At 64.0% G+C, this 17,834-nt stretch carries 15 protein-coding genes; 10 read left to right on the top strand and 5 right to left on the bottom strand.

Annotated elements, in window-relative coordinates:
• Window positions 1-2: 2 nt before the first annotated feature.
• From ABQ137_RS06085 to ABQ137_RS06095, 3 genes are all read left to right on the top strand, one after another.
• The gene (locus tag ABQ137_RS06085) at window positions 3-1,472 is read left to right on the top strand and encodes a type I restriction-modification system subunit M (protein WP_349781574.1); all 1,470 of its coding nucleotides are present in this window, start codon (window positions 3-5) and stop codon (window positions 1,470-1,472) included.
• Window positions 1,469-3,778, top strand: a complete 2,310-nt coding sequence (locus tag ABQ137_RS06090; protein WP_349781575.1) for a restriction endonuclease subunit S — start codon at window positions 1,469-1,471, stop codon at window positions 3,776-3,778. The genes ABQ137_RS06085 and ABQ137_RS06090 overlap by 4 nt, the downstream gene beginning before the upstream one ends.
• A 386-nt stretch (window positions 3,779-4,164) precedes the next feature.
• Entirely contained in the window at window positions 4,165-4,467 is a 303-nt protein-coding gene (locus ABQ137_RS06095) for an XAC0095 family protein (RefSeq protein WP_349781576.1), read from the top strand.
• A 218-nt stretch (window positions 4,468-4,685) separates the two neighbouring features.
• Here the strand turns inward: ABQ137_RS06095 and ABQ137_RS06100 are convergent, their stop codons facing one another.
• The 3 genes from ABQ137_RS06100 to ABQ137_RS06110 form a co-directional block, all read right to left on the bottom strand.
• Complete coding sequence (locus ABQ137_RS06100; RefSeq protein WP_349781577.1) at window positions 4,686-5,084, bottom strand: hypothetical protein; 399 nt, start codon at window positions 5,082-5,084, stop codon at window positions 4,686-4,688.
• Window positions 5,085-5,124: 40 nt separating this feature from the next.
• The gene (locus tag ABQ137_RS06105) at window positions 5,125-5,538 is read right to left on the bottom strand and encodes an uS12 family ribosomal protein (RefSeq protein ID WP_349781578.1); all 414 of its coding nucleotides are present in this window, start codon (window positions 5,536-5,538) and stop codon (window positions 5,125-5,127) included.
• A 116-nt stretch (window positions 5,539-5,654) separates the two neighbouring features.
• Window positions 5,655-6,284 carry a TetR/AcrR family transcriptional regulator gene (locus tag ABQ137_RS06110; protein WP_005920554.1) on the bottom strand — a complete coding sequence of 210 codons (630 nt, stop codon included), beginning with the start codon at window positions 6,282-6,284 and terminating at the stop codon, window positions 5,655-5,657.
• A 173-nt stretch (window positions 6,285-6,457) separates the two neighbouring features.
• Here ABQ137_RS06110 and ABQ137_RS06115 point away from each other — a divergent pair, with 173 nt between their 5' ends.
• The 3 genes from ABQ137_RS06115 (at window position 6,458) to ABQ137_RS06125 (ending at window position 10,014) form a co-directional block, all read left to right on the top strand.
• A complete protein-coding gene (locus tag ABQ137_RS06115) occupies window positions 6,458-7,246 on the top strand; it encodes a histidine phosphatase family protein (RefSeq protein WP_349781580.1) in 789 nt (262 codons plus the stop codon).
• Entirely contained in the window at window positions 7,246-8,115 is an 870-nt protein-coding gene (locus ABQ137_RS06120; RefSeq protein ID WP_349781582.1) for an NAD(P)H-hydrate dehydratase, read from the top strand. The genes ABQ137_RS06115 and ABQ137_RS06120 overlap by 1 nt, the downstream gene beginning before the upstream one ends.
• 321 nt (window positions 8,116-8,436) lie before the next feature.
• A complete protein-coding gene (locus ABQ137_RS06125) occupies window positions 8,437-10,014 on the top strand; it encodes a glycoside hydrolase family 30 protein (RefSeq protein ID WP_503021207.1) in 1,578 nt (525 codons plus the stop codon).
• A 273-nt stretch (window positions 10,015-10,287) separates the two neighbouring features.
• On the opposite strand, the gene ABQ137_RS06130 is transcribed toward ABQ137_RS06125, so the two are convergent.
• On the bottom strand, window positions 10,288-11,190 hold the full coding sequence (locus ABQ137_RS06130) for an SDR family oxidoreductase (RefSeq protein ID WP_349781586.1): 903 nt from the start codon (window positions 11,188-11,190) through the stop codon (window positions 10,288-10,290).
• 184 nt (window positions 11,191-11,374) lie between these two features.
• On the opposite strand from ABQ137_RS06130, the gene ABQ137_RS06135 reads away from it, so the two are divergent.
• Window positions 11,375-12,082 carry a DUF429 domain-containing protein gene (locus tag ABQ137_RS06135; RefSeq protein WP_024938624.1) on the top strand — a complete coding sequence of 236 codons (708 nt, stop codon included), beginning with the start codon at window positions 11,375-11,377 and terminating at the stop codon, window positions 12,080-12,082.
• A gap of 1 nt (window position 12,083) precedes the next feature.
• On the opposite strand, the gene ABQ137_RS06140 is transcribed toward ABQ137_RS06135, so the two are convergent.
• Window positions 12,084-14,438, bottom strand: a complete 2,355-nt coding sequence (locus ABQ137_RS06140) for a GH92 family glycosyl hydrolase (protein ID WP_349781588.1) — start codon at window positions 14,436-14,438, stop codon at window positions 12,084-12,086.
• A gap of 310 nt (window positions 14,439-14,748) precedes the next feature.
• Here ABQ137_RS06140 and ABQ137_RS06145 point away from each other — a divergent pair, with 310 nt between their 5' ends.
• The 3 genes from ABQ137_RS06145 to ABQ137_RS06155 all read left to right on the top strand — a co-directional run bounded on the left by ABQ137_RS06145 (window position 14,749) and on the right by ABQ137_RS06155 (window position 17,777).
• The gene (locus ABQ137_RS06145) at window positions 14,749-15,387 is read left to right on the top strand and encodes an alpha-ketoglutarate-dependent dioxygenase AlkB family protein (protein WP_349781590.1); all 639 of its coding nucleotides are present in this window, start codon (window positions 14,749-14,751) and stop codon (window positions 15,385-15,387) included.
• Between the two features lie 378 nt (window positions 15,388-15,765).
• Window positions 15,766-17,475, top strand: coding sequence for an FAD-dependent oxidoreductase (locus tag ABQ137_RS06150; protein WP_104624201.1), 1,710 nt, complete (start codon window positions 15,766-15,768; stop codon window positions 17,473-17,475).
• Window positions 17,472-17,777, top strand: coding sequence for a UBP-type zinc finger domain-containing protein (locus ABQ137_RS06155; protein WP_160954638.1), 306 nt, complete (start codon window positions 17,472-17,474; stop codon window positions 17,775-17,777). Before ABQ137_RS06150 ends, ABQ137_RS06155 begins: the two co-directional genes overlap by 4 nt.
• Window positions 17,778-17,834: the final 57 nt, after the last annotated feature.

Consider the following 17,834-nt stretch of genomic DNA (forward strand, 5'->3'; position numbering starts at 1 on the left):
CGATGTCGATCAGCAGTACCATCAAATCCATCCAGGACATCATGCGCAAGGACTCCGGCGTCGACGGAGACGCCCAGCGCATCGGCCAGCTGGTGTGGATGTTGTTCCTCAAGATTCTCGATGACCGTGAGCAGGAATGGGAGCTCATCCACGAGGACTACCGTTCGCCATTGCCGCAGCGGCTGCGTTGGCGCAACTGGGCGGCCAATCCGGAAGGGATCACCGGTGATGAACTTAAAAGCTTCATCGATATCGACCTGTTTCCCGAGCTGCGCGATCTGACGCCGCGCCACAGCAAGCCGCTGGGCTTTGTCGTGCGCGATGTGTTCCAGGACGCCTACAACTACATGAAGTCCGGGCAGCTGATCCGCCAGGTGCTCAACAAGATCCAGAGCGGTGTGGACTTCAACAAGGCGCAGGAGCGCCATGCGTTCGGCGACATGTACGAGCAGCTGCTGCGCGACCTGCAGAGCGCCGGCAACGCAGGCGAGTTCTACACGCCGCGCCCGGTGACCGAGTTCATGGTACGCATGGTCGACCCCAAGCTGCATGAAAAGCTCATGGACCCGGCCTGTGGCACCGGCGGCTTCCTCACCTGCGCCATCGAGCACAAGCGCCAGCGCTATGTGCGCACCGCCGAGGACGAGGCCATCCTGCAGGCCAGCATCTTCGGCGTGGAGAAGAAGCCGCTGCCGCACCTGCTGGCCACCACCAACATGGTGCTGCACGGCATCGAGGTGCCTAGCCAGATCAAGCACGACAACACGCTGGCGCGCCCGCTGATCAGCTGGGGGCCGGGTGAGCGGGTCGACTGCATCGTCGCCAATCCACCATTCGGCGGCATGGAAGAAGACGGCATCGAAAGCAACTTCCCCGCCGCCTTCCGCACCCGCGAAACCGCCGACCTGTTCCTGGTGCTGATCATGCATCTGCTCAAGGACGGCGGCCGCGCCGCGGTGGTGCTGCCCGATGGCTTCCTGTTCGGCGAAGGCATCAAGAGCCGCATCAAGGAAAAGCTGCTCACCGAGTGCAACCTGCACACCATCGTTCGCCTGCCCAATGGCGTGTTCAGCCCCTACACCGGCATTAAGACCAACCTGCTGTTCTTCACCAAGGGCACGCCCACCAAGGACGTGTGGTTCTACGAGCACCAGTACCCGGCCGGTTACAAGAGCTACTCCAAGACCAAGCCCATGCGCGTCGAGGAGTTCGCCGTTGAGGAAGCCTGGTGGGGCAGCGAGGCCGATGGCTTTACGGCACGGCAGGAAAACGAATTCGCCTGGAAGGTCAGCTTCGACGAGCTGCAACGCCGCAACTGGAACCTCGACAGCAAGAACCCCCACGTTGGCGAGCAGATAAGTCACGACCCGGACGAGTTGCTGCGCAACTACGCCGCCCTGCAAGGCGAGATTGGTGAGCTGCGTGACCAGCTCAAGGCGGTGCTGGCCGAAGCGCTGGAGCGCCGGGTATGACGGCGCTGTTTACCGACAATCTGCCGCTGCTGGCGGGCGCGCCCAATGGCATTAAGAAGCTGCGCGAGCTGATTCTGGAACTGGCGGTGCGCGGCAAGCTGGTGCCGCAAGATCCGAGTGATGAGCCGGCCAGTGAGTTGCTTAAGCGGATTGCCGAGGAGAAGGCGCGGTTGGTGGCAGCGGGGAAGAATAAGGAGCAGAAGGCTCTGGCTGAGATTGGTGGGGATGGCGAACCGTTTGAACTACCAGCAGGTTGGAAGTGGGGGACATTAGCGCAAGTAGCATTTATCAACCCCCGCAATGCTGCGCCGGATTCACTTAAAGTCTCGTTTGTGCCTATGACGTTTATTGGTACACGCTTCGATGATCAGCATGCGCAAGAGTCTCGTCTATGGGGGGAAGTAAAAAACGGCTTTACCCATTTTGCAGAGGGCGATATTGGTGTGGCGAAAATCACACCTTGCTTTGAAAATAGCAAGGCATGCGTATTTTCGAATCTCGTGAATGGACTGGGAGCTGGGACTACCGAGTTGCACATTGTTCGACCTATCGGCGGAACACTTGATCCACGATTTGTGCTGGCCTATCTGAAGTCGCCGCAATTCTTGCTTGTTGGCGAAACCAAGATGACAGGGACTGCAGGCCAGAAACGGTTGCCAAAAGACTTTGTTGAGACAAATACGTTTCCACTTCCACCGCTCCTCGAACAGCACCGCATCGTCGCCAAAGTCGATGAGCTGATGGCCCTGTGCGACCGGCTGGATACCCGGCAGGCCGATGCCGACAGCGCCCATGCCCAACTGGTGCAGGCGCTGCTGGACAGCCTGACCCTGGCCCGCGATGCCGAGGATTTTGCGCAAAGCTGGCAGCGCCTGGCCGAACACTTCCACACCCTGTTCACCACCGAATCCAGTATCGACGCACTCAAGCAAGCCCTGCTTCAGCTGGCTGTGATGGGCAAGCTGCTGCCGCAAGACCCCAGTGATGAACCGGCGAGCGAGTTGCTGAAGAGGATTGCGGAGGAAAAGACGCGCCTCATCTCAGAAGAAGGTCTTAGAACCACAGCAAGCGAAGATGTTCCAGAGGCTGATTATCACTTCACGCTGCATGCCGGTTGGGCGTCCTGCCGGCTTGGCAACCTTGCTCGCTTCATTGACTACCGGGGCAGGACACCTACAAAAACATCATCTGGCATACCGCTCATTACTGCCAAAAATGTGCGGCCAGGATTCATAAGCAGAGAGCCTCAAGAGTTCATTGCCGACACAGACTACTTGTCTTGGATGACAAGAGGCTTTCCACGGGTTGGAGACATGCTTTTCACAACCGAAGCCCCAATGGGGAACGTGGCGATAATTGATATTGCTGAGCGGTTTGCACTTGCTCAGCGCGTGATTTGCTTCCAACTACATGAGCTGGGCACTGGTCCATTCCTGAAGCTGACCATGATGTCTTTTAGTTTTCAGGCGCAGCTTTCAGATGCAGCCACAGGTATGACGGCCACTGGTATCAAATCCTCTCGCCTTAAAGAAATACCAGTCCCGATACCACCGTTAGCCGAACAACACCGCATCGTCGCCAAGGTCGATCAACTGATGGCACTCTGCGACCAACTCAAAGCCCGCCTCGGCAAGGCCCGCCAAGTGCATGGGAATCTGGCTAATGCATTGATTGGCCAAGCCTTGAATAACGATAAGAAATCACGCGCCGAGGCTGTTGATTTCAGTGCTTACCTGATTTCCAAACTCGCGTCACGACGCACCTTCGGGCGTGTTGCACACATGAAGTTGCTGTTCTTGGCGGATTCCCATCTGGGCTTGGGCCTGATGGACGGATATCGCCGTCACGCTGCGGGTCCGCTCGATACGACGATTTATCGAGTGGAGGAGCGTGCCGCTCAAGAAGGGCTGTATTCGACCTCGATCGAGGTGCTGAAATCTGGGCAGGAAAAGGTTTCCTATCACATCGGGCATAACATCAGTCGCTCTGTCGGAGTGGCGGCTGCCGCACTCGGCGCTGGTCGGAAGGAGTTGGATCGTCTTATCGCGCTATTTGAGGGGCGTAAGACTGAAGATTTGGAGGTTGTCGCAACGCTATACGCGGTCTGGAACGACGCGCTTGCCGGGGGGCTTCATCCCAATGACGAGTGGTTGATCAGCGAGTTTCGCGGCAACTGGCACGAGGCGAAGGAGCGCTTCACGCCGGACATCTTAGGTAAGTGGCTTGGTTGGATGCGCGATAACGGACTTGTCCCGACGGGTAACAGTGCGGTGACGAAGTCACAGGCAGCTTTCTTGTTCAATTGAATCTGCAGTGTGCGGGGTACGGGCTGATGGCAACGAGTCGGTTGAGCTCCGACGGGGAAACCTCGTTGTCGCTGGCCAATGATGCGTTTCCCGGCTCACAGCGGCGTTCGTTATCCATGCTTGACGTAGGAATTTTTCGGTAGCAGTCTTGCTGCACGGAGCCTCGAAACTCCGCAGACAGCGGTACCCACCTCCGACAAACCGGTGGGTTTTTTGTGCCTGATGTTTTGCAGGCGCAACCGACGTGATGCCTGCGTCGGGAGGGCGGCTAATACAACACCCGCAAGGGGAATACGCCCGCCGGCTGTCTGCGGTTTCGAGCCTCCCGACTTCCCGTCCGTCGCCTTGCGGCGGGCGGGCTGATTCCATGGAATGAGGAGCAGGCCATGTCGGACGTTGTACGCGATGCGCAGTCACACCCAGGCTACTACCTGCCAGAAGGTGCGCAGTACCGCTTGCAGCAACTGCGCGACCACATGCGCTTTCTGGCACGTCTAGCGCAGCCGCGCACTCAGGCCGAAGAGCAGGCCAGGCAGCCTGCCATCTGCATGGACGAGATGGCGTTCTGCCTTGAACTGCTGGCCGAGCAGGTAACGCAGGCGCTGGCGCAGATGCAGTGGCCCGCGCGCCTTGGGCCCGATGCTGCTGACAACGCTACCGACGCAGGGGAGGCTGCAAGAACCGATTAGCGATGGCCTTGCCGCGCACACGGAAACAGGCAATGGCCGATATGTAGGCGATGCGTTTGCCTTCGGCGTCAAGCGGAGCAGGTGGATGCGCTGGAATAGTTGCTGACCATCGCCACCCATGGCGATGTGATCGCTGCCGGTAACGCTGATCGGCTGGAACCCTGCACCTCAGTGTCGGCCAGCTGTATCTGCAGTGCGCTGTTATCCGGGAAAGGCGATCAGTATTCCGCCAGTGAGCCGGTATACCAATATGCTTTGCCTTTGATCGTGCGGTTGTCGAACTTGAGCGTGCCTCGCTTGCCCTTGATTTCAAGCGTGAACGACGGCGGCAAGTCGGTGCGTCCGGTGTTGGTGAAAACGATGCGCATGTGGTTGGCAGTTGGCTTGAAGTACCACTGCGTGCTTTCCGATGGAAGCCCGCGTGATGCAATGTCCGGCCAGGTCATGACCAGGCCGCCGATGCCATCAGGGTCGCCTCCGCTATAGACCAGAAAGCTGTAGCCAGCGGTATCTGTTTCAAACGACAGGACATCGCCGGTGGCGGCAGCGGACGTGCTTGTCAGCAGGGCGATCAACAAGATCAGACTGGTCCATAGACTGCGCATGTGTGTTTTCATCGTTCGTCCCTGCGATGGATGTCTATTGTTTGCCGAGTCGCTACGGGTAGGCATAAGGACCCACGATCCAGGATGCATTGCCTGGAATGACGCGCTTGCCAACGGTCAGGCGGCCACTTCTGCCCTCTATCTCGACGGTAAAAGATGGGGGGTATTTAGGGTCGCCCGGATTGACGAATTTGGCGCCTGCGCGGGTGTGTTCCTTATCCATGTGGTACTTCACACCGGTGAAAGGCAGGTCCCCGTGCGCATAGCCGGGCCAGCGAATCATGGCGCCGGCAATGCCGTCGTTTTCCTTGCTTCCACCACCGACATACAGTTCGACTTCGTAGGTGTTGTCAGCGCTTCGAAAGGTGACCACCGTACTTGTGGCCAGTGCAGGAGCGCTGGTAAACGCAAATACCAGGAGCAGCGTCAGCAGCATAGCCACCTTGGGTGTGATTCGATTTCGCATGCGACATCCCTCCTTGGTATGAAGCTGGATCTTATCTGATCGAAATTCTGGAACCGGTACAGGCGAATGGCATTAGCTGTGCAATCGCAGCCGACCACGCCGCATGCTGCAGCCGACTACACCGGCGCAGACTTCAAGATCCCCGACAGACTCTCGCGCAGGATCAACTGCAGATGCATGCGGTTGAGTTCCATGCCGCTGGTCATCACGCTGTGTAGGCCGCCGCACATGGCGGCGACGGCGAAGACGCGGGCCTGGAATTCCTGTTCGCTGCTGGCCGGGTCGGCGTGGCCGCGCAGCAGGCGCTTGAGCAGGGCGCTGAGGTGTTCGATGAGCGATGCGCTCTGCCGGCGCATGAAGGCGGCCAGCACCGGGTCGCGCAGGGTGGCCAGGTGCAGTTCCAGGTCGATGCGGGTGCGCTTGATATTGATTTCTTGCAGCAGCCATTCTTCGAGCAGGCCGGCGATGAAATCCACCACGTGCACGTTGGCCGGGCGTTCCACCAGCCACATCTGGCGGATGGCGCGCATGTAGTTGCGCTCCAGCAATGCGCGCACCAGCGCGTCCTTGTCTTCGAAACGTTGCAGCAGGCTGCCGCAGCTGACCTTGGCGCGCTCGGCGATCAGTTCGAAACTGGTGGCGCTCAGGCCGATGACGTCGATGCACTGCTCGGTGGCGTCCAGCACCTCTTCCAGCAGCAGTTCTTCGCGCTCTTTTGCCGTGCGCAGCAACAGGACGTTGGACATGGGCAGCAGGGTGTCGGGGGGCTGCAGTATACCGGCGCGGCGTTACCCATCCGTTGCGTTCGCTTGTTGCTGTGCCATCAGTCATGCATGCGTGTGCGTATTGAAACACCGGTCACAGATGCGCTGGTCGACCATGTTTTCACGGCGGCTGTGCGACACGTGAGGTCGACGTTGTGCAGGAGAAGCATGTGAGTGAGAACAGTGCGGTAGCCGGTGTCTCGGCGCAGTGGCCGGCGCGGTTGTGGGTGGTGCGGCATGGGCAAAGCGCGGGCAACGTGGCGCGCGATGTGGCCGAGTCCAACGGCTCGGCCTTGATCGACCTGGAGCACCGCGATGCGGATGTGCCGTTGTCGGCGCTGGGCGAGCGCCAGGCCGAGGCGTTGGGGGCGTGGATGGCCGGTTTGCCCGAGCACGAGCGCCCGACCTTGATCCTGAGTTCCACCTATGTGCGTGCGCGCCAGACCGCCGCTGCGGTGGCGCGTGCGCTGGGGCAGCCGGCCGAGTCGGTCAGCGTGGACGAGCGTTTGCGCGAGAAGGAATTCGGCGTGCTCGACCGTTACACCACGGCCGGCATTCTTGCGACCTTTCCGGAGCTGGCCGAGCAGCGCAAGCTGGTGGGCAAGTTCTACTTTCGCCCGCCCGGTGGTGAGAGCTGGTGCGATGTGATCTTCCGCCTGCGCGGGGTAGTGGGTGACCTGCAGCGCAACCATGTGGGCGCGCGGGTGCTGATCGTGGGGCATCAGGTAATCGTCAATTGTTTCCGCTACCTGATCGAGCGGATGGACGAGGCCACCATCCTGGGCATCGACCGCGAGGGTGATGTGCCCAATTGCGGCGTCACCGAATACGCGGCTGCGGCCGATGGGCAATCGCTGGAATTGCTGCGCACCAAGTTCGTGCCGCTGGAGCTGGCCGACGAGCCGGTGACCACCGAGTCCGACCGCCCGGCCGGGGCGCGCTGATGGCCCCCCCGCGCGTGCGCATGCTCACTGCGGCCGCCTTGCGGGCGATGCCGTTGCCGGCCCCGGGTGGCGACAAGGAGCAGCGCGGGCGCGTGTTGATCGTGGGTGGCTCGATGCGCGTGCCGGGTGCAGTGCTGCTGGCCGGCGAGGCGGCGCTGCGCACCGGTGCGGGCAAGTTGCAGATCGCCACCGCGGCCAGTGTGGCGCCGGGCATGGCCTTGGCGGTACCGGAGGCGCTGGTGCTGGGGTTGGCGCAGAACCGGCAGGGCGAGATCGTGCGCGGGCACCGCGCGCTGGACGGGGCGATGGCGGCCTGCGATGCGGCAGTGATCGGGCCGGGGATGGCGTCGTCGGCCACCACCACGGCGATGGTCAAGCGCGCCGCCGAGCAGGCGGTGTGCACCTTGGTGCTGGATGCCGGCGCGTTGTCGCGTGGCCTGCGGGCGCCGATCGGGCGGCCATTCGTATTGACGCCGCATGCGGGCGAGATGGCAACCCTGGCCGGCGACGACAAGGCGGCGGTGGAAGCGGCGCCGGGCGCGTACGCGTTGAAGTTTGCGCAGAAGCTGCGCAGCGTGGTGATCGTCAAGGGCGCGGACAGTTTTATTGCCGGGCCGGATGGAGTGGTGTGGATGCATCGCGGGGGCGCGTCCGGGTTGGGCACGTCCGGGTCTGGCGATGTGCTGGCGGGATTGATTGCCGGCTTTGCCGCGCGCGGCTGCGATGCGTTGACCGCTGCGTTATGGGGCGTGTTTGTGCATGCGGCCGCGGGCAGGCAGTTGGCCAAGCGGATTGGGCCGGTGGGGTTTTTGGCGCGCGAGCTTGGGCTGGAAGTGCCTGGGATTTTGAATCGGTTGGCACGCCGCTGATCGATGCTCGTCGCGGTGATGCCGCGCGCAGACCAAGCCCCTCTCCAGCGTGGAAGGGGTTGGGGTGAGGGTACGTTTGCTGAAGGCGTGGTGCTGTCTTTCCAGTTGGGGTTTAGGTTGTTGCCTTGATTGCCGGGGGCGGGTTGCACCCCTGGCAGATGTACCCTCATCCGGCCCTTCGGGCCACCTTCTCCCGAGGGGAGAAGGGAGTGTCCATTGGTGGAAGGGTGCATGGTTGCGCTCGTTTGTTGCGCGATGTTGCGCCGCGTTGGTCGGTTAGGCTTGGTCACCAACCTGGGAGGGTGCACGGTGAAGCGAACGATTGCGTGGTCGATGGTGGGGGTTCTGGGGGTTTGGGGTGCTGCGACTGAAACGGTGTTGGCATCTGCAACAGCGACAGCGATAGGAACAGCGACAGGAACAGCCGCAACGCCGATTCCGATGCTGGCATCGACGGCATCGCCTGCATCCACGCCCGCATCGAAGGCGGTAGAGGCTTCGGTTGCGGATGCTGCTACTCCGCCAGCCACCGCCGGTGCACTACGCGTCTACACCTCCGCCCAGGGCGCAACGCAGCAGATGCGTGTCAGCACTGTCGATGCGCCCAGGGCCGGGCATGCGTTGACCGAGAAGGAGAACTCCATCTTCGTCAATCCGCAGCGGCGCTTCCAGGAGGTGCTGGGCATCGGCGGGGCAATCACCGATGCTAGTGCCGAGACCTTCGCCAAGCTGCCCAAGCCTGCGCAGCGCGCCTTGCTCACTGCCTACTACGACCCACAAAAGGGCATCGGCTATACGCTGGCGCGCACCACCATCCACAGCTCGGATTTCAGCAGCGGCAGCTACACCTACATCAAGGAAGGCGATGCGGCGCTGAAGAGCTTTTCGGTTAGGCACGATCAGCGTTATCGCATCCCGATGCTGCGCCAGGCCATTGCGGCGGCCGGCGGCAAGTTGACGACATTTGCCAGCCCGTGGAGCGCGCCGGCCTTCATGAAAGACAGCAACAACATGCTCAAGGGCGGCAAGTTGCTGCCCGCGTATGCGCCGGCCTGGGCCACCTACTACACGCGCTTTATTGCGGCCTACGAGAAGGCCGGCATCCCGATCTGGGGCATCAGCCTGCAGAACGAGCCGATGGCGGTGCAGACCTGGGAGTCGATGGTGTTTTCCGCCGAGGAAGAGCGCGACTTTTTGAAGAAGCACCTCGGCCCGACGATGGAGCAGGCCGGCTATGGCGACCGCAAGATCATCGTGTGGGACCACAACCGCGACATGATGCTGCACCGCGCGCATGTGATCTTCGACGATCCGGACGCGGCCAGGTATGCCTGGGGCATGGGCTTCCACTGGTACGAGACCTGGGCCGGGTTCGCGCCGATGGTGGAGAACGTCGCAGCCGTGGCGCAGGCGTACCCGGACAAGCCGCTACTGCTGACCGAAGCGGCGGTGGAAAAGTTCGACCCGGCAAAGTTGCAGTACTGGCCCAATGGCGAGCGCTATGGCACTGCCATCATCAACGATCTCAATCATGGTGCGGTGGGCTGGACCGACTGGAACATCCTGCTCGACCAGCACGGCGGGCCGAACCACGTGGGCAATTACTGCTTTGCGCCGGTGCATGCCGACACGCGCACCGGCGAGGTGACTTACACGCCGAGCTATTGGTATATCGGCCACTTTTCCAAGTTCATCCGCCCCGGCGCGCGGCGGGTGAGTGCAGCCAGCAGCCGCAGCAATCTGGCAACGACGTCCTTTCTCAACACCGATGGCAGCCTGGCGACGGTGGTGATGAATGCCAGCGATGTGGCGATCCGTTACAACCTGTACGTGGGCGATGCATCGAGTGAGCTGGAGATCCCGGCGCATGCAATCCAGACGGTGGTGATGACGCAATAAGCGCAGGCCGTGGGCGGAGCGTTGGTGGGTTGCGTACCGTCATCCGCCCTTTGGGCACCTTCTCCCGGTGGGAGACGGGGAGCTTCACATGATCGAAGCCGTCTTTGCGTAGCTGGTCGAACTACCTTGCGGTTCGGTGGTGCTGATGCATCCGCATTCGAGACTGCCGCCAATACCAAAAACGCCATCGATGAGAACCCTGCGGACCGCTGCGCGTGCAGCGATCGGCAGGGTTCTAGTGGCATTACGCGAAAAAACGCGCTTTCAGCTTGCTTACGACAGCAGCAAACCACCGGTGGCACCGAATACTTCGCCGGTCACATAGCTGGATTCCTGCGAAGCCAGGATCACGTACAGCGGCGCCATCTCCACCGGCTGGCCGGCACGCTTGAGAGAGGTTTCCGAGCCGAACTCGGGAATCTTTTCCGGCGGCTGGCCACCGCTGGGTTGCAGCGGGGTCCACACCGGGCCGGGCGCGACGGCGTTGACACGGATGCCCTTCTCGGCGACCTGCTGGGCCAGGCCCTTGGTGAAGTTGACGATGGCCGCCTTGGTGGACGCGTAGTCCAACAGCGTCGGCGAGGGCTGGTAGGACTGGATCGAGCCGGTGTTGATGATGGATGCGCCCGGCGGCAGGTGCGGGATGGCCGCCTTGCACAGCCAGAACATCGCGTACACGTTGGTCTTGTAGGTGGCGTCGAACTGCTCGGTGGTGATGTCGGCGATGTCTTTCATCGCGGTCTGCTTGCCGGCGATATTGACCAGCAGATCCAGCCCGCCAAGCTCCTTGACCGCGCGTGCGACCAACTGGTTGCAGAAAGCCTCATCCTTGAGATCACCGGGGATGCTGATCGCCTTGCGGCCTTCGGCCTCGATCAACTTCACCACCTCCGCAGCGTCCTGTTCTTCTTCCGGCAGGTAGTTCAGCACGATGTCCGCGCCTTCGCGCGCATAGGCGATCGCAGTAGCGCGGCCGATGCCCGAGTCGGCGCCGGTGATCAGCGCCTTGCGGCCCTTCAGGCGGCCGAAGCCCTGGTAGCTCTGCTCGCCGTGGTCGGCCTTGGGCTGCAATGCATGGATGGTGCCCGGCGCTTCCTGGGTCTGCTCGGGGAACTTGGGCTGCGGAAACTGGGTGAGCGGGTTCTGCATTTCGTACTGGTTCTTGGTGCTGGACATGCGCTGGCTCCTGCAGTGGGGGATGGCAGTGCCGCAGCGTGCTGCGGCCGATGCGGAGCAGTCTGGAAACCATGGCGATGCGTGCGGGTGAACGAATGTTGTGCATGATGTGAACGCGCCACGCAGATGGCGCGCGTGCGGTGCTGCTGCGCCGTACACGCAGGCCACGACCGGGAGGACCGCAATGCAGTGTGTAGGGATCGATGGCGCCGGCAGCGGCTGGCTGGCGGTGTGGCAGGCCGGCGATGGATTGCAGTTTGCCGGCTACCCCACGGTGGCCGCGGTGGCGAGCGCATTGGGGGACGTCGCTGTGCTGGGCGTGGACATTCCGATCGGTCTGAGCGAACACGCGCCACGCGCTGCGGATGTGCAGGCGCGGCGCTTTGTGGGTGGGCGCCGCGCATGCAGCATCTTTGCCGCGCCATTGCGCGGCATGCTGCATGCACCCACGCAGGTGGAAGCGTCCGCGTTGCATCGGGTGCTCGACCACGACGGGCAGCGCGGCTTTGGCGTGCAGTCGTTTGCGCTGCTGTCGAAGATTCGCGCCTGGGACGATGCCTTGCGCGCCGATCCGGCGTGGGCGGAGCGCGTGTTCGAGGTGCACCCGGAGGTGTCGTTCGCCGTGCTCGCCGGCGGGCACGGCCTGGCGGCGGGCAAGAAGAGCAGCGCGGGCCACCAACAGCGCGCCGCCTTGCTGGGCCAGTGCTATGGCGCCAGGCAGGTGGCCGCGTTGCTGGAGCGCGTGCCGCGTGCCCTGGCCAAGCCGGACGATGTGCTGGATGCCCTGGTGGCCTGCTGGAGCGCGCAGCGCATTGCCGCAGGTACCGCCGGCAGCCTGCCGGCGGTGGTGGAGCGCGATGCCTGCGGGCTACGCATGGGCATCCACTACTGACTCAGCGCGTCTGCGTCGACATCGAATACGGCCGCTGCGCCGGATCGGTGGCCCACTGCGTGTTCGGCGTAGCCTGCATGCGGAAGCGCAACTCGCCGCCGGCCTGAATTTCTTCATGCGTGAGGTAGGCGCGGGTCAGCGGCTGGCCGTTGAGGGTGACGCTGCCGACGTAGCTGCGCGCCTTGCTCAGGCCATCGGCGATCACGCTGAAGCGCTTGCCATTGGGCAGCTTGAGCGTGGCGCGCGGCAGGAACGGGCGGCCGATGATGTACTGGTTGCTGCCCGGTGCCACCGGATAGAAGCCCAGCGTGGTGAACACGTACCAGGCCGACATCTGGCCGAGGTCGTCGTTGCCGGCCAGGCCCTCTGGGCCGGCGTGATATTGGGTGTCCATGATCTGGGTCAGCCGCGCCTGGGTGCGCCAGGGCTGGCCGGCGTAGGCGTACAGATAGGCGACATGGTGGCTGGGCTCGTTGCCGTGCGCGTACCAGCCGATCAGGCCGGTGATGTCTTCCATATGCGCGAACACCTTGGGGTCGACCTTGGCGTCGAACACCGCATCCAGGCGCGCCAGCAGCTTGTCGTCGCCGCCATGTGCGGCGGCAAGCCCGGCGACGTCCTGTGGCACATACCAGGAGTATTGCCAGGCATTGCCTTCGGTGTAGTCGCTGCCGTAGCCGCTAGTGGATGGATCGAATGGTTCGCGGAAGTTGCCGGCACGGGTGCGTGCACGCATGTAGCCTGTAGCGGGGTCGAAGGCGTGCTTCCAGTTGCCGGCGCGCGTGCTGAATTCTGCGGCGATGGCGGGCTTGCCGAGCTTGTCGGCCATGCGCGCGATGGTCCAGTCGTCGAAGGCGTATTCCAGCGTCTTGGACGCGGCTTCGCCTTCTTCGTCGATGGGCACGTAGCCCAGCTCGCGGTACTGCGCGATGCCGTCGTAGGGGCCGTAGTTGGCGCTGGCGACCATGGCATCGAGCGCTTCGTTGGCATCGAAGCCGCCGATGCCTTTCATGTAGGCATCGGCGATGACCGGCACGGCGTGGTAGCCGATCATGCACCAGGTTTCCAGGCCGTGGAACGCCCAGACGGGCAGGATGCCGTAGGCGCTCTCGCGGCGCGAGGCGAGCAAGGAATTGACCATGTCGCTGCTGCGTTGCGGCGGCTGCACCAGGGTCAGCAGCGGATGCAGGGCGCGGTAGGTGTCCCAGAGCGAGAAGGTGGAATAGTTGGTCCAGCCACGCGCCTGATGCACGGCGTTGTCCGGCCCGCGGTACTGGCCATCTCTGTCCATGAACAGGGTGGGGCCGAGCAGGGTGTGATACAGCGCGGTGTAGAGCTGGGTGCGTTGTTGCGGCGTGCCTTGCGCATCGATCGCCGACAGCGCCTGTGTCCACTGCGCGCGGGCCTGGGCGCGCACGCGGTCGAAATCGAAATCGGGCACTTCCGCGTCGAGATTGGCGATGGCGCCGGCCTCGCTGACCGGCGACAGCGCAACCTTGACCACCAGCGGCGTGCCGTCGTTGGCGACGTCGAACACGCCGACCAGCTGCCGGCCTTCGATCTGTGCACGCTGCGCGGGGTTCTTCTCGCCTGGCGGCGGAAAGCCCTTGTACGGGACGTCCTGCTCGGTGTCGTGCAGTTGGGTAGCGGTGAGTGGGTGCGAAAAACGCATGGCGAAGTACAGCTGGCGGCCGGGTGCCCAGCCGCGGGTTTCGCGAAAGCCGGTCACGGTGCCATCGCCGCGTACACGCAGCCGCGACCACTGCACCTTGCCGGGGTAGTCGTACAGGCTGGTGCGCAGGTCCACCAGTACATGCGCCGGCGTGCCCTTGGGGAAGGTGTAGCGATGCACGCCCACGCGCGCACTGGCGGTGAGTTCTGCGCGGATGTTGCGGTCTTTCAAGGTCACCGCGTAATAGCCGGGCTGTGCCTGCTCGCTGGCATGGTCGAACTGCGCGGTGTAGCCGCTGCCCGGTGTGGTGGCGTCGCCGCGTTCGAGCCTGACCTGGCCGGTCTGTGGCATCAGCAGCACATCGCCCAGGTCCGAATGCCCGGAGCCGGAAAAGTGCGTGTGCGAGAAGCCGACAATCGTGGTGTCGCCATGCCGGTAACCGGCGGCCCAGCCATAGGCCTCCTTGCGCGGCTTGATCTGCGTGTCCGGGCTCAGCTGCACCATGCCGAACGGCAGCGTGGCGCCGGGATAGGTATGGCCTTCGCCACCTGTGCCGATCAACGGGTCGACCGCGCTGAAGCCCGCGTCGTCCCCACGTGGCGCCGCGTTGCCGGCAAAGCTGACGCAGGCGGCAAGCAGCGCCAGCCAACGCAGGGGAGAGAAGGCGATTGAGCGATGCTGCATGCGAACGGTTCCAGGCGGATGCAGCGCCGGACCGTAGCACAGCTGTCGGGCCTGATCGCATGACATCCATGCCTGCATCGTTGAGCTCGCTAACCGGTGCACGGCTTGCCGCGGTGATGCGTACGCCTGTCTTTGAGAGGTTGCCGGCGTTTCGCGCAGGAGACAGCGGATGCGCAGATCGGTCGCCTTTCTGCACGGAACTAGCGCAATGCCAGCAACTGCGAGAGAGCGTGCGAATGCGGGGCTTCGGCTGCGGGCAATCGCAACGCCGGGCTGCTGAAATTGCGCAAACCGTCCGCATATCACCCCGATGGATCTGTTCGATACTCCCACCGCGCCGGTGCAGCTGCTGCACGATACGCAAGGCGGCGTGCGCTACTGGCCGCAGCTGCTGGCGCCTGCTGTGGCGCAGCAGTGCTTTGCCGCGTTGCGCCAGGCGACCGACTGGCGCAGCCAGCGCCGCGAGATGTACGACCGTGTGGTGGAGGTGCCGCGCCTGCTGGCCTCGTATCGGCTGGATGCACGGCTGCCACCCGGGCTGCCGCTGCAGGCGCTGCTCGATGCGGTGCAGGCCGTGCTGCCTGCGCCGTACAACGCGGTAGGCCTAAATCTGTATCGCGATGGCCGCGACAGCGTGGCGATGCATCACGACAAGCTGCAGACGTTGCTGGCGCCGTATCCGATCGCATTGGTGTCGCTGGGTGCGACGCGGCGGATGCAGCTGCGCGCAAGGGACGGCAATACGCGTGCAATCGGTGTGGAACTGGCGCCCGGCAGCCTGCTGGCGATGAGCCATGCCTCGCAACTGAGCCACGAGCACGGCATCGCCAAGACCGCGCGTGCGGTGGGCGAGCGCATCAGCGTGGTGTTTCGGGTGCGCCCGGCCGAGCGCATGGCCGCCGGCCAGCACGGGCCGCACTGGGAGCCGGTACAACCGGAGCGTGGCTGACAAGGCGTGGTGTGGCTTCGTCGGCACGGTGCGGAGCAAGCCGGAGTCTCCCGGGCAACAGGAGCGACGGGATCACACGAGTGCCGCGTACCGGCTGCGGGCCCAGTGCCGTGTTCGCTTGACGGCCAGCGCAGTAGCTACGTCGGCAATCTTCTGCGCGTACGGTTGCGGCTGATTGTGCCGATCACCGCTGGTGAGCGTGCGGTACCGCTGGCAGCCGCGTGAGGTGTTTTGCCTGTGCAAACACCGCACTGGTGCGCGCGCCGGTGCTGCTCGTGCATGCGCTCTGTCGCGCCCGGCATGGCCCGTTCGGGTGATTGCCATCACCCTCACGGCTGGCCATGCTTGCATGTACTCCCCCCTCAGCGTCGCCACTCCATGTCCCTGGCCGATACCCGCCACCATCAGATGTTCCCCGAGTTGGACTCGGGCCAATTGGCGATCACGCGGCGGTTTGCCAGCGGGCCGGCGCAGCGTTTCGATGCAGGCGAGATCGTCTTCGACGTGGGCGATGCGCACGCGCCGGTGTGGGTGGTGCTGGAAGGCGCCATCGAAGTGGTGCGTCGCGACGGGTTGGGCAACGAAAAACCGATCACCTTGCAGACGCCCGGCCAGTTCACCGGCGAGGTCAGTCAGCTGGCCGGGCGCGCGTCGCTGGCCGGTGGGCGTGCTGGGCCGCAGGGCTGCCTGGCGCTGCCGTTCGACACCGCGCATCTGCGCGCGCTGATGATCAGCTCGGCCGAAGTGGGCGAGGTGGTGATGCGTGCGTTGATCCTGCGCCGCGTCGGCCTGATCGAAGGCGATGCCTCGGGCTCGGTGTTGATCGGCGAGCCGGACGACCCGCATCTGACCCGTTTGCAGGGCTTTCTGACCCGCAACGGTTACCCGAACACGGTGATCGATGCCTCCGACGAGGAAGGCCGCGCGTTGGTGCAGCGCTTCGGCATCCAGGAGCAGGAACTGCCGGTGATGGTATGCCCGAGCGGGCGGGTGCTGCGCCAGCCCAGCGATGCCGAAGCGGCGCATTGCCTGGGCATGACGCCGGACATCGACCCGGATAAGCGCTACGACGTGGCCATCGTCGGCGCCGGCCCGGCCGGTCTGGCGACGGCGGTGTATGCGGCCTCCGAAGGCCTGTCGGTGCTGGTGCTGGACCAGCGCGCCATCGGCGGCCAGGCCGGCGCCTCGGCACGCATCGAAAACTATCTGGGCTTTCCCACCGGCATTTCCGGCCAGGCGCTGGCCGGGCGCGCCTATAACCAGGCGCTGAAATTCGGCGCCGAGCTGGCGATTCCGATCGAGGCCGGCACGCTGGAATGCGGGCGCGACGACGGTGCGCTGAAGCTGGATCTGGCCGACGGCAAGCAGCTGCTGGCCAGCACCGTGGTGGTCGCCTCCGGGGCGCGTTACCGGCGCCCGGAGATCGACGGACTGGAGCGGTTCGAAGGCCATGGCGTGTCGTACTGGGCCTCGCCGGTGGAAGCGCGGCTGTGCGAGGGCGGCGTGGTGGCGCTGGTGGGCGGCGGCAATTCCGCCGGCCAGGCCGTGGCGTTTCTGGCACCGCGGGTGAAGGAATTGCACCTGATCATTCGCGGCGAAGGGCTGGAATCGTCGATGTCGCAATACCTGATCGACCGCATCGCCGTGCTGCCGAACGTGCAGCTGCATACCGGCACCGAAGTGTCCGCGCTGGAAGGCGACCCGGAGCGCGGCCTGCAGGCGGCGGTATTGCGCACGCGCGCCGATGGGCAGACCACGCGGGTGGAATTGCGGCACCTGTTCCTGTTCGTCGGCGCCGACCCCAACACCGGCTGGCTGCAGCAGTGCGTGGAGACCGATGCGCGTGGCTTCGTCGTCACCGGCAACGCACGCGGCGATGGCGTGCCGGCCTGCCTGCCGCTGGAAACCAACCGCCCCGGCGTGTTCGCCATCGGCGATGTGCGGGCCGGCTCGGTCAAGCGCGTGGCCGCGGCGGTGGGCGAGGGCGCGGCGGTCGTCGCGCAGATCCATCAATACCTGGCACACCAGGCCAACCCGGTGCCGGCATCCGAACTTGTCAGTGCCTCACAGGAGTCCACCACCTCATGAGCGACCAGTGCACACATACCGCGCAGATCAGCGAGGTCACGCCCAGCGCACGTGGCTGCGAAGACTGTCTGGCCATCGATAGCGCCTGGGTGCATCTGCGCCTGTGCCGCAGCTGCGGCCACGTGGGGTGCTGCGATGATTCGCCGCACAAGCACGCCACGGCGCACTATCACGCCACAAGCCATCCCATCATCGAAGGCTACGACCCGCCCGAAGGCTGGGGATGGTGCTATGTGGACGAGGTGGAAGTGGAGTTGCCGGACCAGACGCCGCAGCTGGGGCCGATACCGCGGTATGTGTGAGCGGCGCGGTTGGTTGGCGGGGTGTGGATGGGGGGCTGGGGCGCCGCTGGGAATCGG

Origin of the sequence: Xanthomonas sp. WHRI 8393, assembly GCF_040203315.1 — a bacterium.
Lineage (GTDB): Bacteria > Pseudomonadota > Gammaproteobacteria > Xanthomonadales > Xanthomonadaceae > Xanthomonas > Xanthomonas arboricola.